Annotated in this window: 10 protein-coding genes and 1 pseudogene; 4 read left to right on the top strand and 7 right to left on the bottom strand. The window is 69.3% G+C overall.

The annotated features are described in order from the left end of the window. Nucleotides 1–1,557: sensor histidine kinase (locus D7V93_RS23655; protein ID WP_147451290.1), on the top strand; the 1,557-nt coding region annotated here is incomplete at its 5' end. Then, nucleotides 1,554–2,996, top strand: a complete 1,443-nt coding sequence (locus tag D7V93_RS23650; RefSeq protein ID WP_120645568.1) for a sigma-54-dependent transcriptional regulator — start codon at nt 1,554–1,556, stop codon at nt 2,994–2,996. The genes D7V93_RS23655 and D7V93_RS23650, both read left to right, overlap by 4 nt. Before the next feature lie 561 nt (nt 2,997–3,557). On the opposite strand, the gene D7V93_RS23645 is transcribed toward D7V93_RS23650, so the two are convergent. The 7 genes from D7V93_RS23645 to D7V93_RS23615 all read right to left on the bottom strand — a co-directional run bounded on the left by D7V93_RS23645 (nt 3,558) and on the right by D7V93_RS23615 (nt 11,831). Then, nucleotides 3,558–5,117 (bottom strand): NADH-quinone oxidoreductase subunit N, encoded by a 1,560-nt coding sequence (locus D7V93_RS23645; protein ID WP_120645567.1) that lies wholly within the window; start codon nt 5,115–5,117, stop codon nt 3,558–3,560. Nucleotides 5,118–5,132: 15 nt separating this feature from the next. After that, complete coding sequence (locus tag D7V93_RS23640; protein WP_120645566.1) at nt 5,133–6,824, bottom strand: complex I subunit 4 family protein; 1,692 nt, start codon at nt 6,822–6,824, stop codon at nt 5,133–5,135. Next, nucleotides 6,821–9,049, bottom strand: a complete 2,229-nt coding sequence (nuoL, locus tag D7V93_RS23635; RefSeq protein WP_120645565.1) for an NADH-quinone oxidoreductase subunit L — start codon at nt 9,047–9,049, stop codon at nt 6,821–6,823. The genes D7V93_RS23640 and nuoL overlap by 4 nt, the downstream gene beginning before the upstream one ends. A gap of 25 nt (nt 9,050–9,074) precedes the next feature. Further along, nucleotides 9,075–9,377 carry an NADH-quinone oxidoreductase subunit NuoK gene (gene nuoK / locus D7V93_RS23630; protein WP_120645564.1) on the bottom strand — a complete coding sequence of 101 codons (303 nt, stop codon included), beginning with the start codon at nt 9,375–9,377 and terminating at the stop codon, nt 9,075–9,077. 81 nt (nt 9,378–9,458) lie between these two features. Continuing rightward, nucleotides 9,459–9,965 (bottom strand): NADH-quinone oxidoreductase subunit J family protein, encoded by a 507-nt coding sequence (locus tag D7V93_RS23625; protein ID WP_120645563.1) that lies wholly within the window; start codon nt 9,963–9,965, stop codon nt 9,459–9,461. Beyond that, nucleotides 9,962–11,302 carry an NADH-quinone oxidoreductase subunit NuoF gene (gene nuoF, locus D7V93_RS23620; protein WP_120645562.1) on the bottom strand — a complete coding sequence of 447 codons (1,341 nt, stop codon included), beginning with the start codon at nt 11,300–11,302 and terminating at the stop codon, nt 9,962–9,964. Before nuoF ends, D7V93_RS23625 begins: the two co-directional genes overlap by 4 nt. Before the next feature lie 40 nt (nt 11,303–11,342). Continuing rightward, a complete protein-coding gene (locus D7V93_RS23615) occupies nt 11,343–11,831 on the bottom strand; it encodes an NADH-quinone oxidoreductase subunit NuoE family protein (RefSeq protein WP_120645561.1) in 489 nt (162 codons plus the stop codon). Between the two features lie 104 nt (nt 11,832–11,935). Here D7V93_RS23615 and D7V93_RS23610 point away from each other — a divergent pair, with 104 nt between their 5' ends. Together D7V93_RS23610 and D7V93_RS23605 are read left to right on the top strand one after the other, a co-directional pair. Beyond that, nucleotides 11,936–12,688 carry a TIGR02266 family protein gene (locus tag D7V93_RS23610; protein WP_120611776.1) on the top strand — a complete coding sequence of 251 codons (753 nt, stop codon included), beginning with the start codon at nt 11,936–11,938 and terminating at the stop codon, nt 12,686–12,688. A 55-nt stretch (nt 12,689–12,743) separates the two neighbouring features. Then, nucleotides 12,744–13,391, top strand: a pseudogene (locus D7V93_RS23605) (serine/threonine-protein kinase); the annotation flags it as partial.

Genomic DNA, 13,391 nt, shown 5'->3' with positions numbered 1-13,391 from the left:
GAGGAGGGGCGCCAGGAGGGTGGGGACCCGGAGCGCCTCACCGGCGTGCTGCTGGCCGCGTCGCTCCGGGAGGACGGGGGCGTGCTGTCCTCCGACGCCCAGGGCCGCGCGCTGGAGGCGCTGTCCGAAGGCCGCTTCGGCTGTGGCACGGCGGCGCGGCTCACCCGGGGCGGCGAGGGCGTGGGCGCGGTGCAGGCCCTGCGCCAGAAGGACAAGCCGTTCGACGCGCGCGACGCGCGGCTGCTGGCCACGCTGGCGGAGCTGCTGGTGATGCTGCTGGAGCAGCGCCGCCTCCGGGCGGAGTCCGCGCGCCAGCTCACCGAGACGCGCCTGCTGCTGGACCTGGCGCGCACCACGTCGGGCGTGCTGGAGACGGCGAGCATCCTGGACGTCGCGTCCGACTTCCTCGTGCACCTGCTGGACGTGTCCAACTGCTTCATCCTGCTCTACGACGAGCAGGCGAAGGTGCTCCGGGGCGCGGCGGCGTCGGCGGCCCACCGCGACCTGTTCCGCACGGTGGTGGTGCCGCTCGACAGCGACGACCTGGCCGCGCGCGTGGCCCGGGAGCGCAAGCCCATCGCCATCGAGGACCTGTCCCGGGTCGGCGCGTCCGCCAGCACCGCGCTCGTCGAACGCCTGGGAGAGAAGGCCCTGCTGGGCCTGCCCCTCACGTCGCGCGAGGAGCTCATCGGCGTGGTGATGGTGGACGACGTGCGCGGCCCGCGCCCCTTCGGCCCGGAGCTCATCGACCTGGCGGAGGCCACCTGCGGCCAGCTCGCGCTGTCCATCGCGAACGCGCGGCTCTACGAATCGCTCTGGGCCAGCTACGCGGAGCTGGCCGCCACCCGCGCGGAGATGGTGAAGCGCGAGCGGCTCGCGGCCCTGGGCGAGCTGTCCGCCATCGTCGCGCACGAGGTGCGAAACCCCCTGGGCGTCATCTTCAACGCGGTGGCGTCCCTCCGGCGGATCATGAAGCTGGAGGGCGACGCCGCCATGCTCATGGACATCCTGGGGGAGGAGAGCGACCGCCTCAACCGGATGGTGGGGGACCTGCTGGACTACACCCGCCCGCGCAACCCGGTGCTCCAGAACGAGGACCTGCTGCGCGTGCTCCAGGACTCGCTGGAGGCGGCGAAGGCGCTGGGCGCCACGGAGCGGCCGGTGCACATCCACTCGGAGGTGGAGCCCGGCATGCCTCCGGTGCCCATGGACCGGCGGCTCATCCGCCAGGCGCTCGTCAACGTGGCCGTCAACGCCCTCCAGTCCATGCCCCAGGGCGGCCAGCTGCAGGTGAAGGCCCGCCGTGAGGCGCACGGCGGCCGGGAACAGCTGCGCATCGACGTGACGGACCAGGGGCCGGGCATCCCGGCCGAACTGCTCCACCGCGTCTTCGAACCCTTCTTCACCACCAAGGCGCAGGGCACCGGCCTGGGGCTCGCGGTGGTGAAGCGCATCCTGGAGGAGCACCGCGGAGAGATCGCGGTGGAGAGCGCCCCGGGACGCGGAACCACCTTCACCTTCCGGCTGCCGCTCACGCAGCCCCTGTCCTTCCCATGACCGACGCGACCACCCCCATCCCCCGAGGGCGCATCCTCGTGGTGGACGACCAACGCAACATGCGCGCCACCACCGCGCTGCTCCTGCGCGGCGAGGGCTACACCGTGTCCGAGGCCGCCACCGGCGAGGAGGCCCTGGGCGTGCTCGCGCAGGGCCGGGTGGACCTGCTGCTCACGGACCTGAAGATGGAGCCCATGGACGGGCTCACGCTCCTCAAGCGCGGGCTGGAGGTGGCCCCGCGCCTCCAGGCCATCATGATGACGGCCTTCGGCTCCATCGAGAGCGCCGTGGAGGCCATGCGCCTGGGGGCGTACGACTACGTCACCAAGCCCTTCAAGGAAGGCGAGCTGCGCTACCGCGTGGAGCGCGCCCTGGAGCGGGCCAAGCTGCAGGCGGCGGTGGACAACTTCGCCACCGAGTTCAACCAGCGCCACGGCCTGTCCGCGCTGGTGGGTCGCAGCCAGGCGATGCGCGAGCTCACCACGCGCCTGCTGCGCGTCGCGCAGAGCGACGCCACCGTCCTCATCCAGGGCGAGAGTGGCACGGGCAAGGAGCTGGTGGCCCGCGCCCTCCACGCGCACAGCCGCCGCAGCGGCCAGCCCTTCGTGCCCGTCAACTGCGCGGCCATCAGCGAGACGCTCCTGGAGAGCGAGCTCTTCGGCCACGCGAAGGGCGCCTTCACCGGCGCGGTGAAGACGCGCCGGGGCCTCTTCGAGGAGGCGGACGGCGGCACGCTCTTCATCGACGAGGTGACGGAGACGAGCCCCACCTTCCAGTCCAAGCTCCTGCGCACGCTCCAGGACGGAGAGGTGCGCCGCGTGGGCGAGTCCACCGCGCTGCGCGTGGACGTGCGCATCGCCGCGGCCACCAACCGCGACATCGAGCTGGAGGTGAAGGAAAAGCGCTTCCGCCAGGACCTCTACTACCGCCTCAACGTGGTGATGCTGCGCGTGCCCCCGCTGCGCGAGCGCCTGGAGGATGTGCCCGCCCTGGCCGAGCACTTCCTGCAGCGCTCCAACGCCCGCAGCCCCCGGCCCCGGCGCCTGTCCGCCACCGCCGTGGAGCACCTGATGACGTACGACTTCCCCGGCAACGTGCGCGAGCTGGAGAACCTGGTGGAGCAGGCCGCCGCGCTGGCGGAGGCGGACGAGCTGCTGCCCGAGGACTTCCCGCTGCGCCCCCAGGGCCGCGTGCTGCCGGCGGCCTCCTCGGGCCAGGGCCTGCCCCCCACGGAGGCCCGCGCCACCGGCCCGGAGTCGTCCGGCCCCACGCTGGCGGAGGTGGTGGAGGAGGCCGAGCGCCGCGCCATCGTCCAGGCCCTGGAGCGCCACGGCGTGGACCTGGCCCGCGTGGCCGACGAGCTGGGCGTCTCCTCCACCACGCTGTGGCGGAAGATGAAGCGCCTCAACCTCCGGCCCCCCGCCGGTGCCCGCGAGTAGGCCTCGGAGTCCGTGTCGCACCCCTCTCCAGGGCGAGTGCAGATCCGAAATCGGGCGCGTTCAAGGTTGAAAAAAACAAACCCCTGGTTTTGTTAAAGCTTTTCAAATCTGAAACCGGATTTCAGCCCTGCAATGCCGGAGGGAGGGGGCGGCAGTGTTGTCCGTCCGTCCAAGTGCCTGAGAACCCTGGAGTTTTGGTTCTTGAAGCGGCTGGCATGGCACCTGCTAAGGCTCAGGTCCGGGACGCATCGAAGCGAGGCTGAAAGTGGTTCCCCCCCACCCTTTCAGCACTTCCGGTGTGTCACCTTGAGAAGACCCGCGGCCCGACACCCTTCCGGGTGCCGGGCCGCCTTCTTTTCCGCTCCAGGCATCCCGGCCGCGTCCTCCGCCCATTTCACTTCTGCAACGCGCGCCAGCCCGTGACGCCTTGATGCCCGCCTGCGTCATGCGGTGGCCGGCCGTGGCGAGCGCGCCGCGCGCACCGGCTCCCCGCAACGACAACGCCCGCCGGGCCAGGGGCCGCGACGGGCGTCGGGTGCTACGGACGGTCCGGACCGGGAGCTACTGGCCGAACAGCGTGCCCGCCTGGGCGAGCCAGTCGGTGACGTGGCCGGGGAGGATGCCCAGGAGGATGACGGCCACGGTGGAGATGACCAGCGCGGCCTCGGTGCCCCAGTTGCGCTCCAGGGGCTGCGCGCCCTCCGGGACGGGGTGCATGAACATGTAGACGACGACGCGCAGGTAGTAATACGCGCCCGCCGCGCTGGAGAGCACCGCCACGATGGTGAGGCCCACGAGGCCCACGTCGATGGCGGCCTGGAAGATGACCAGCTTGCTCATGAAGCCCACCGTGGGGGGGATGCCGCCCAGGGACAGCATGAAGGCCGCCATGGCGAACGCCCAGCCCGGCCGGCGCTGTGCCAGGCCCGCGAAGCGCTCCAGGTCCCACGCGGTGCCCTTCTCCTCGTCCTCGCGGCGCTCCAGCGCGGACACCATCGCGAACGCGCCCACCGCGCTGAAGGTGTACGCCAGCAGGTAGTACAGGATGCCGCGCAGCGCGTCCGAACGGGCCACGTCCAGCGGCGTCCCGCCCGACAGCGACGAGGCGGACAGCACGCGGAAGTGCTCGCCCGGCGCGGTGACGAACAGCGCCGCCACGCCCAGGAGCAGGTAGCCCGCGTGCGCGATGGAGGAGTACGCCAGCATGCGCTTCACGTTGCGCTGCGGGATGGCCATCAGGTTGCCGGCCACCATGGTGAGCAGCGCCAGCGTGGCGAACAGCATCAGCGGCAGCTTCGGGTCCATGCCCTTGCCCACCGTGAGGAACACGCGCACCAGCGAGGCGAACGCCGCCGCCTTCACGCCCGCGCTCATCAGCGCCGTCACCGGCGTGGGGGCCCCTTCGTACACGTCCGGCGTCCACATGTGGAACGGAACGGCCGCCACCTTGAACGCGAAGCCCGCGGCGATGAGGACCGCGCCCACGTAGACGAGCGCCGGGTTGGTGGAGAGCGCCTGCTGCAGCGGGACCACCATGTCGTTGAGCTTCGTCGTGCCCGTGGCCCCGTACAGCAGCGCCGTGCCGTACAGCAGGACGGCGGAGGAGAAGGCGCCCAGGATGAAGTACTTGAAGCCCGCCTCGCTCGGCCGGGTGCCCCGGCGCAGGTACGCCGTCAGCGCGTACGTCGCGATGGAGAGCACCTCGATGTTGATGAAGATGGTGATGAACTCCGACGACATGGCCAGCAGGCTCATGCCCGCGGACGCGAAGAGCATCAGCGCGTAGAACTCACCGCGCTCCGCCCCGCGCTTGCGCAGGAAGCCCACCGCGCTCAGCGCCGCCAGCCCCAGGCCCACGCTCACCACCAGGGTGAGGAAGCTGGAGAAGGGGTCCAGCACGCCGAAGCCGAGGAACACCTCCTGCGGCGGCTCGAACATCAGGCCCACGGCCACGGCGCCGCTGGCCGCCGCCGCCACGACGGTGAGCACCGCCTGGTAGCCGCGGGACGCCGTGGCGGAGAGGAACACCTCCGACAGCAGCAGGACGGAGGCCGCCACCACCATGATGATGGCGGGCAGCAGGGGGAGGAAATCCGCCAGGGTGAGGTTTGGCAGGGTCATGGAGTCTTTCGGGGCCTACTCGCGCGCGGCGAGCGGCGCGGCGGGAACGGAGGGGCGGGCCGCGGCGGCGGTGGAGGGCAGCGACATCACCTCCACGCGCAGCTGGTCGTTCTTCGCCTGGGGGGCGCCCGGAGCGCCCACGCTGGCGCGCGCCACGTAGCGGTCCGTGGACGGGGCGATGCGGTCCAGGAAGGGCTGCGGCATCAGGCCCATCACCGCCACCAGCACGATGAAGGGCGCCGTGGTGAGCATCTCGCGCAGGTTCATGTCGCGCAGGTGCTGGTTCTCCCGGTGGGTGATGCCGCCGAAGAACACCTTCTGCACCATCCACAGCATGTACGCCGCGCCCAGGATGACACCCAGGGTGGCGAACGCGCCGAAGCCCAGGGGCAGGGTGCTCTTGAAGGTGCCCATCAGCACCAGGAACTCACCGATGAAGCCGTTGGTGCCCGGCACCGCCACCGACGAGAACGTGATGATGACGAACGCCGCGGTGAACACCGGCATCACCTTGGCGATGCCGCCGTAGTCCGACATGAGCCGCGTGTGCCGGCGCTCGTAGAGGAAGCCGAACAGGAGGAACAGCGCGCCCGTGGACACGCCGTGGTTCAGCATCTGGTACGCGCTGCCCGTGGCGCCCTCGCTCGTCACCGCCAGCAGGCCCAGCATGCAGTAGCCCAGGTGGCTGACGGACGAGTACGCGATGAGCTTCTTGATGTCCCGCTGCGCCAGGCACATCAGCGCCCCGTACACGATGCCAATCACGGCCAGCACCGCCAGGAACGGCCGCGCCGCCTGGGCCGCCACCGGGAACAGGGGGATCGCGAAGCGCCAGAAGCCGTAGGTGCCCATCTTCAGCATCACGCCGGCAAGAATCATGGACCCCGCCACCGGCGCCTGCACGTGCGCGTCCGGCAACCAGGTGTGCACCGGCCACATGGGGACCTTGATGGCGAACGCCAGCGCGAACGCGGCGAACATCCACGGGCCATACGTGTGCAGCGTGGCGGCCAGGCCCGTCAGCGACGCGCACGCGCCCTCGGGACCGCTGGCGCACGCGGCGAGCTGCTGATTGGCGCCGAGCAGGTTGTTGTAGAGCGTGCCGTAGTCGAACGAGCGCGTGCCCGGAGCGCCGCTCACGAAGTACAGCGCCACGATGGCCACCAGCATCAGCAGCGAGCCGACCAGCGTGTAGAGGAAGAACTTCACCGCCGCCATGCGCCGGTCCTCGGCGCCCCACACGCCCACCATCAGGTACATGGGGATGAGCATGGCTTCGAAGAAGATGTAGAAGAGCAGGACGTCCATGGACGCCAGCGCGCCCAGCATCGTCGTCTGGAGCACCAGCAGCGCCAGGTGGAACTCCTTGATGCGGTGCGTGATGTACGTGGTGGAGGCGAGCACCACCAGCGGGCCCAGGAACACCGTCAAGAGCAGCAGGCTCACCGCGAGCCCGTCCACGCCCAGGTGGTAGCTCATCCCGAACTGCTGGAACCACGGGACGCGGAACTCCATCTGGAACTCCGCGCCGGAGGGCTCGAAGCGGAAGTACGCCCAGACGCCGAACACCAGGTCCAGCAGCATGCCCACGAACGTGATGGCGCGGACCTGCCCGTGCTCCGTGGAGGGCAGCATCAGCACCAGCGCCGCGAACACCAGCGGCAGGTAGATGACGACGTTCAACAGGTGGGTGTCGAAGAAGCTCATGAAAGCACCTGCAGGAGGGCGTAGACCGCGCCGCCCAGGATGGCGAGCGCCATGATGGCGGCGTAGGCCTGCGCGTCGCCCGTCTGGAGCCGGCGCAGCCCGAAGCCCACCTTCTCCGTCACGTAGGCGGTGCCGCGCACCAGCACCGTGTCGATGACGAGCGCGTCCACCACGCGGAAGAGGATGAAGGCCATGAACTTCACCGGCCGGATGAGGATGAACTCGTACAGCTCATCCACGTAGAACTTGTTCTGCGCCGTGCGGCGCACCGCGCGGGCGAACGCCGGCACGGGCTTGCCGACCTGGGCGGGGAAGAACTTCAGGTAGAGGAACGCCGCCGTCGCGCCGCCGGACAGGGCCACGAGCCACGCGATGAGGTAGTCCAGGAAGGCCGGCACGCTGCTGTCCAGCACCACCGTCTTCGCCGTGCGGGCCACGGCCTCCGCCGGGCGCAGCACGGGGCTCAGGAAGTTCTCGAACAGCGGCTGGAAGCCGCCGCCCGAGCCCGAGCGGGGCATCAGCGGCAGCGCGTACACCAGCGTCACGATGCTGAGGAACGCCAGGATGACCAGGGGCAGCGTCATGTGCCAGGCGCTCTCGTGCGCGTGCGCCACCCGGGCCTCCGGGGAGCGCCGGCCCGTGAAGGTCAGCAGGTACACGCGCGACATGTAGAACGCCGTGCACGCGGTGATGACCAGGCCCAGCGCGTAGACCAGCCCCGACACCCAGTGCAGCTCGTGCAGGTGGTTGTGGTGCACGCCGTGGAAGACGGCGTCCTTGGAGAAGAAGCCAGAGAGCGGAATGATGCCGGTGATGGCCAGCGTGGAGACGAGGAACGTGGCGTGCGTCCACTTCATCTCCTTCCACAGGCCGCCCAGCTTCTTGATGTCCGTCTCGTCCCCGTTGCCGTGCATCACGCTGCCGGCGCCCAGGAAGAGGCAGGCCTTGAAGCACGCGTGCGTCACCAGGTGCAGCGCGGCCGCCCAGAAGACGCCCATGCCCACGCCCATGAACATGATGCCCAGCTGCGACACCGTGGAGTAGGCGAGCACCTTCTTGATGTCGTCCTGCGCGAACGCGATGAGCGCCGCCAGCAGCGACGTGAGCGCGCCCACGATGGCGATGGTCGCCATGGCGGTGGGGGAGAGCACCAGCAGCGAGCTCATGCGGCAGAACAGGTACACGCCCGCGGTGACCATCGTGGCGGCGTGGATGAGCGCGGACACCGGCGTGGGGCCGGCCATCGCGTCCGGCAGCCAGACGTACAGGGGCAGCTGCGCGCTCTTGCCGGCGGCGCCGAGCAGGAACAGCAGCATCGTGGCGGTCATCACGCCGCCGAAGGTGTAGCCGGACAGCGGCCCCGCCTCGATGGGCGTGGACAGGGACACCGCGCCGCCCACGCCTTCGGGGAGGGCGAGCGCCATCTTCTCCAGGCCCTTGAAGGTGACGGGGCCCCTCTCCGACAGGCCCTGCTCGTAGCGGGCCTTGGCGGTGCCCGCGGCGGCGTAGTCACGCACGTCCGCCTGGCGGTTGAAGGCGCTCACCGTGAGGATGAGCAGGAACGTGCCGATGAGGAACGCGAAGTCACCGATGCGGTTGGTGACGAACGCCTTGCGGCCTGCCCACGCCTTCGCGCTGTCCGTGTACCAGAAGCCGATGAGCAGGTAGCTGGCCATGCCCACGCCCTCCCAGCCCACGAAGAGCAGGACCAGGTTGTCGGCCATCACCAGCGTCAGCATCGCGGCGACGAAGAGGTTCAGGTACGCGAAGAAGCGCCAGTACCCGTCGTCGTGCTCCATGTAGCTCGTGGAGTACAGGTGGATGAGGAAGCCCACGCCGGTGATGACCAGCAGCAGGATGCCCGACAGGTGGTCCACCAGCAGCCCGAAGTTCACGCGGAAGTCGCCCGCCGCGAACCAGGTGCCGTAGTCATGCGCGATGGCGTAGCGCACGACGTCGCGGTCCAGGCCGAACGGGTTGGGCATGCTCACCACGCGCCCGCCCGCCGCGTCGCTGGTGGCCCAGAAGGCCATCAGGCTCAGCACGAAGGCGCCGGCGATGGCGGAGCACGCCACCAGGTGCACGTTCGCGCGGCCCAGCCACTTGCCGAACACGCCGCACACGAACGCGCCCAGGAGCGGCAGCAGGATGATCAATCCCAGCGAGGGTGAGAACACCTCGGGGGGGATGGGTGCCGTTCTGAAGAATTCGACGATTCCGTCCATGGATGGGCTCAGGGAGTGACGGGATTCAGTGCTTCATCGTCCGGATGTCGTCCACGTTCACGGAGCCGCGACTGCGGAAGACCGCGATGACGATGGCCAGACCGATGGCCGCTTCCGCGGCCGCCACGGCGATGACGAAGAAGGCGGACACGTGCCCGATGCCGTCGCCGTGCATGCGCGAGAAGGCCAGGAACGTGAGGTTGACCGCGTTGAGCATCAGCTCCACGCACATGAAGACGACCAGCGCGTTGGTGCGCACCAGCACGCCGAACATGCCCATGCAGAAGAGCGCGGCGGCCAGCAGGAGGTAGTAGGTGATGGGAACCATGTGCGGAAGCTCTTGGCTTTCAGGCGGACGGCTGCACCAGCCCGCCCGCGCCATCTAGCAGAAGTTGTCCGAAGGCGGGGATCAGATCCGGGACTTGGCCACGACCACCGCGCCCACCATCGCCACCAGGAGCAGCAGGCTGACGGCTTCGAAGGGCAGCAGCCAGGAGGTGAAGATGGACTGCCCGATGGCCGCCATGGTGCCGAACGTCGCCTGGGCCTGGGGGCCCATCTCCGCCGGCAGGGCCTGGGTGCGGCCGAGCGTCACGGCCAGTACGGCCAGCAGGCCGAACGCGGAGGCCCCTCCCAGGATGCGCGTCACCGTGGGGCGGCCGCGGTGGGCCGCGTCCCCCAGGTTCAGCAGCATGATGACGAACAGGAAGAGCACCATGATGGCGCCCGCGTAGACGAGCACCTGCATGACGGCCACCGTGTGCGCCCACAGGAGCACGTAGATGCCGGCCAGGAAGAAGAACGTCGACACCAGGGCCATGGCGGAGTTGATGGGGCTGCGCGCCGTGATGACCAGCCCCGCCGACACCAGCGTCATGACGGCGAAAACGCCGAAGAGAGCCAACTCGATGTTCAAGACCAGTCTCCGTAGGAACCCCAGGGGCGGTCACCGAACGGGCAGCGCTTCTCCCGCAGGTGAGCCTCGAACTCGTCCCGGAACCGCATGAGGAAGGAGTGCGTGGGCAGTGCCGCCGCGTCGCCCAGCGCGCAGATGGTGTTGCCCAGACCGATGGGCGGGTAGGGCGCGATGGAGGACGCCACGTTCGACAGCATGTCGATGTCGCCCGGCTCGCCCCGGCCTTCTTCGATCTTGCGCAAGAGGCGCGTCTGCCAGGGCGTGCCCTCGCGGCACGGCGTGCACTGGCCGCAGGACTCTTCCGCGTAGAAGCGGGCCACGCGCCACAGGCTGCGCACCATGCAGGTGGCGTCGTCCATCACGATGACGCCGCCGGAGCCGGCCATCGTCTGCTTCATCTTCAGCGCCTCGAACTCCAGCGCCACGTCCAGCTCGTCCGCGCCCAGCACCGGCGCGGAGGAGCCGCCCGGGATGACCGCCTTCACCTTGCGGCCCTTGGGCATGCCCTGGCCGTACTGGTCGTCGTGGATGAGCTCCAGGATGGTGGTGTGCATCCCCACCTCGTAGACGCCCGGCCGGTTCACCGACCCCGACAGGCACACCAGGTGCGTGCCGCCCGACTTGTCCGTGCCCAGCTTCGCGTACCACTCCGCGCCCTTCGCGAGGATGCAGGGCACGCTGGCGAGCGTCTCCACGTTGTTCACCACGGTGGGGCTGCCGAACAGGCCCACCACGGCGGGGAAGGGCGGCTTCAGGCGCGGCCAGCCCTTCTTGCCCTCCAGGCTCTCCAGCAGCGCCGTCTCCTCGCCGCAGATGTACGCGCCGGCGCCGCGGACGACGTAGCAGTCCAGGGTGAAGTCCTTGCCCAGCATGGACTTGCCGAAGATGCCGGCCTTGTAGGCCTCGTCGATGGCCGCCTGGGTGCGCTCCGCCTGGAACTTGAACTCACCGCGCAGGTACACGTAGCAGGTGTGCACGCCCAGCGCGTACGACGCGATGGCGATGCCCTCCAGCATCATGTGCGGGTCGTTCTCCAGGATGTAGCGGTCCTTGAAGGTGCCCGGCTCGGACTCGTCGCCGTTGACGGCCAGGTACTTGGGCTTGGGGCTGTCCTTGGGGACGAAGCTCCACTTCATGCCCGTGGGGAAGCCGGCGCCGCCGCGGCCGCGGAGGTTGGACTTCTTCACCTCGTCGATGATGGCCTGGGGCTCCATCGTGAGCGCCCGCTTGAGCCCGTCGTAGCCACCGCGCTGCCGGTAGCTGTCCAGGGTCCAGGACTGGGGCTTGCCCCAGGCCGCCGAGATGACGGGTTCAACCGCCTTTGCCGTAGAGGCCATGGATGGGTGTCCTAGGAAAGCGAGGGGGAGGAGGGGCGACTCACGACAGCCGGGCCAGGATGGCGTCCAGCTTGGCCTGGGTCAGGCGCTCGTGGTGGTCCTCGTTGATCTGCAGGCAGGGCGCCGTTCCGCAGGACGCCAGGCACTCGGTCTCGCGCAGGGTGAACTTCTCGTTCGTCTCCCCCGCCGTCATGCCCAGCTTCTGCTCCAGGTAGGCGAGCATCTTCTCCGCCCCCCACAGCGAGCAGGACAGGTTGGTGCACACGTCGATGACGTACTTGCCCGGTTTCTTCAGGTGGTACATCACGTAGAAGCTGGCGACCTCGTAGGCGCGCTCCGGCGTGACTTCCAGGTTCTTCGCCACCAACCGCAGGCCTTCGGGCGGCAACCAGCCCTTGAGGTCCTGAAGCAGGCGAAGCGCGGGCAACATCCCGGCGCTTTTGCGATCAGTGGGGTAGTGCGAGAGGATTTCCGCGATCCCCGCGTCGAACTTCTTCTGCTCTTCAGGAGTGAACAGGGGCTCCGCCATGGCGGGCCGTACGTATTGCCGCAATGGCTTCGTTGTCAACATAAACCCTCGGCGGTAGACTGGACCGCCATCAGCAAATTTCCGAGCGATTTCAACCCCTTGTTATGAGCCCGGACCCTGCGGACCAGCGGCAGCACCCCCGTATCCCCACCATCCTCCGGGTGGACTACCCGCATGGGCGTCCGCTCCGGGACGTGACGGAGAACCTGTCCGCGGGGGGGTTCTTCGTGCAGACCGAGCAACTCTTCGTCGTCGGGGACGAGCTTCGGCTTGCACTTTCTTTCCCGGGACTGCTGGATCCGGTAGAAGTCGGCGGCACCGTGGCCTGGGTGCGGCTGGCCGCCCCCGATCAGCCGGGGGGCGTCGGCATCCGTGTGGAGAGCGAGCAGGATCGGCGGCGACTGGGTGACATCTTGAGTGCGGCGGGACCGGACGACAGCGCGACGACCCCTTCCGAGCAGGACGGGTACCGTGTGCTCATCGTCGAGGACAACCCCCACATCATCGAGATGTACAGCTACGTGCTGAAGAAGCTCGCGAGCAACGACCTGCACGGCAAGGTGCCCCTGGAAGTCCACTTCGCGCCGGACGGGCACCACGCCCTGCTGCGGCTGCGCGAGGACCGCTTCAGCCTGGTGATGCTGGACCTGTACATGCCGGTGATGGACGGGTTCGCCCTGGTGGAGCGCATCCGGGAGGAGGAGGCGCTCAAGTCCATCCCGGTCATCGCCATCTCCGCGGGCGGCAAGGAGGCCCAGGATCGGGCCATGCAGCTGGGGGTGGACATCTACCTGCGTAAGCCGGTTCGGTTCGTGGAAGTGCTGGAGACGGTGAAGCAGTTGCTGCGCATCAAGTAGTTCGTCGCGCAGACGTTGAAGCGCCGGGGTGGGGCCGCGTAGAGTCCGCGCACCCATGACGAAGCCCGCAATCCATCGTGACACCGTCAGTGGCGAGGCGCTGCTCATCCTGCAGAATCTGCGGGAGAACGGCCGCCTGGGACGCTCGAACAAGCTGGCCGACGTGAAGGCCGCCCTCGAACCGTCCGTCTCGCTGGAGTTCGACAACTACTTCTTCTTCCTGCGCAAGTTCCACTACATCGCCATGGACCGCGAGGCCCAGCTCAAGCTCACCGAGCAGGGCGAACGGGTGGTGGGCGGGGACCTGCAGGACCGCTTCGCGTCGGAGGTCGACGAGTTCTTCGCCGATCAGCTCCTCGCGCCCGAGGACGCCACGCACATCGGCCGTCCGCTGGACGAGGACGAGCCGATGAGCGTCCCGCCGCCGCCGCCAGAGCTGCTGCTGGACGAGGCCGAGGTGGAGGCCAGCGCCGGAGCGGCCCATTCCCAGATGGGGCCGCCGCCCGTGCCGCCGACGCGCACCCACCGGGTGGCGATGCCGGCGCTGGAGCTGGGCACCGCCGGGCCACAGGCGGCCGCGGCGCCCATCGCCACGCCCGTTCCGTCGGCCTGGCAGGACGTGCCGGAGCCTCGGCGGGAGACCCTCATCGGGCTGCCGCCCTCCGCGCCCACGCCGGCCCCCAGCGCCCCCCAACCCCTGGTC

The sequence above is a fragment of the Corallococcus llansteffanensis genome (assembly GCF_003612055.1).
GTDB lineage: Bacteria > Myxococcota > Myxococcia > Myxococcales > Myxococcaceae > Corallococcus > Corallococcus llansteffanensis.
This window is presented reverse-complemented; position numbering and strand designations above follow the sequence as displayed.

Bases quoted from the DNA above. Each gene is read 5' to 3' on its own strand.
- D7V93_RS23645 (WP_120645567.1), bottom strand. From the start codon at position 5,117: ATGACCCTGCCAAACCTCACCCTGGCGGATTTCCTCCCCCTGCTGCCC.
- nuoF (WP_120645562.1), bottom strand. From the start codon at position 11,302: ATGGCCTCTACGGCAAAGGCGGTTGAACCCGTCATCTCGGCGGCCTGG.
- D7V93_RS23615 (WP_120645561.1), bottom strand. From the start codon at position 11,831: ATGGCGGAGCCCCTGTTCACTCCTGAAGAGCAGAAGAAGTTCGACGCG.
- nuoK (WP_120645564.1), bottom strand. From the start codon at position 9,377: ATGGTTCCCATCACCTACTACCTCCTGCTGGCCGCCGCGCTCTTCTGC.
- D7V93_RS23640 (WP_120645566.1), bottom strand. From the start codon at position 6,824: ATGAGCTTCTTCGACACCCACCTGTTGAACGTCGTCATCTACCTGCCG.
- nuoL (WP_120645565.1), bottom strand. From the start codon at position 9,049: ATGGACGGAATCGTCGAATTCTTCAGAACGGCACCCATCCCCCCCGAG.
- D7V93_RS23650 (WP_120645568.1), top strand. From the start codon at position 1,554: ATGACCGACGCGACCACCCCCATCCCCCGAGGGCGCATCCTCGTGGTG.
- D7V93_RS23610 (WP_120611776.1), top strand. From the start codon at position 11,936: ATGAGCCCGGACCCTGCGGACCAGCGGCAGCACCCCCGTATCCCCACC.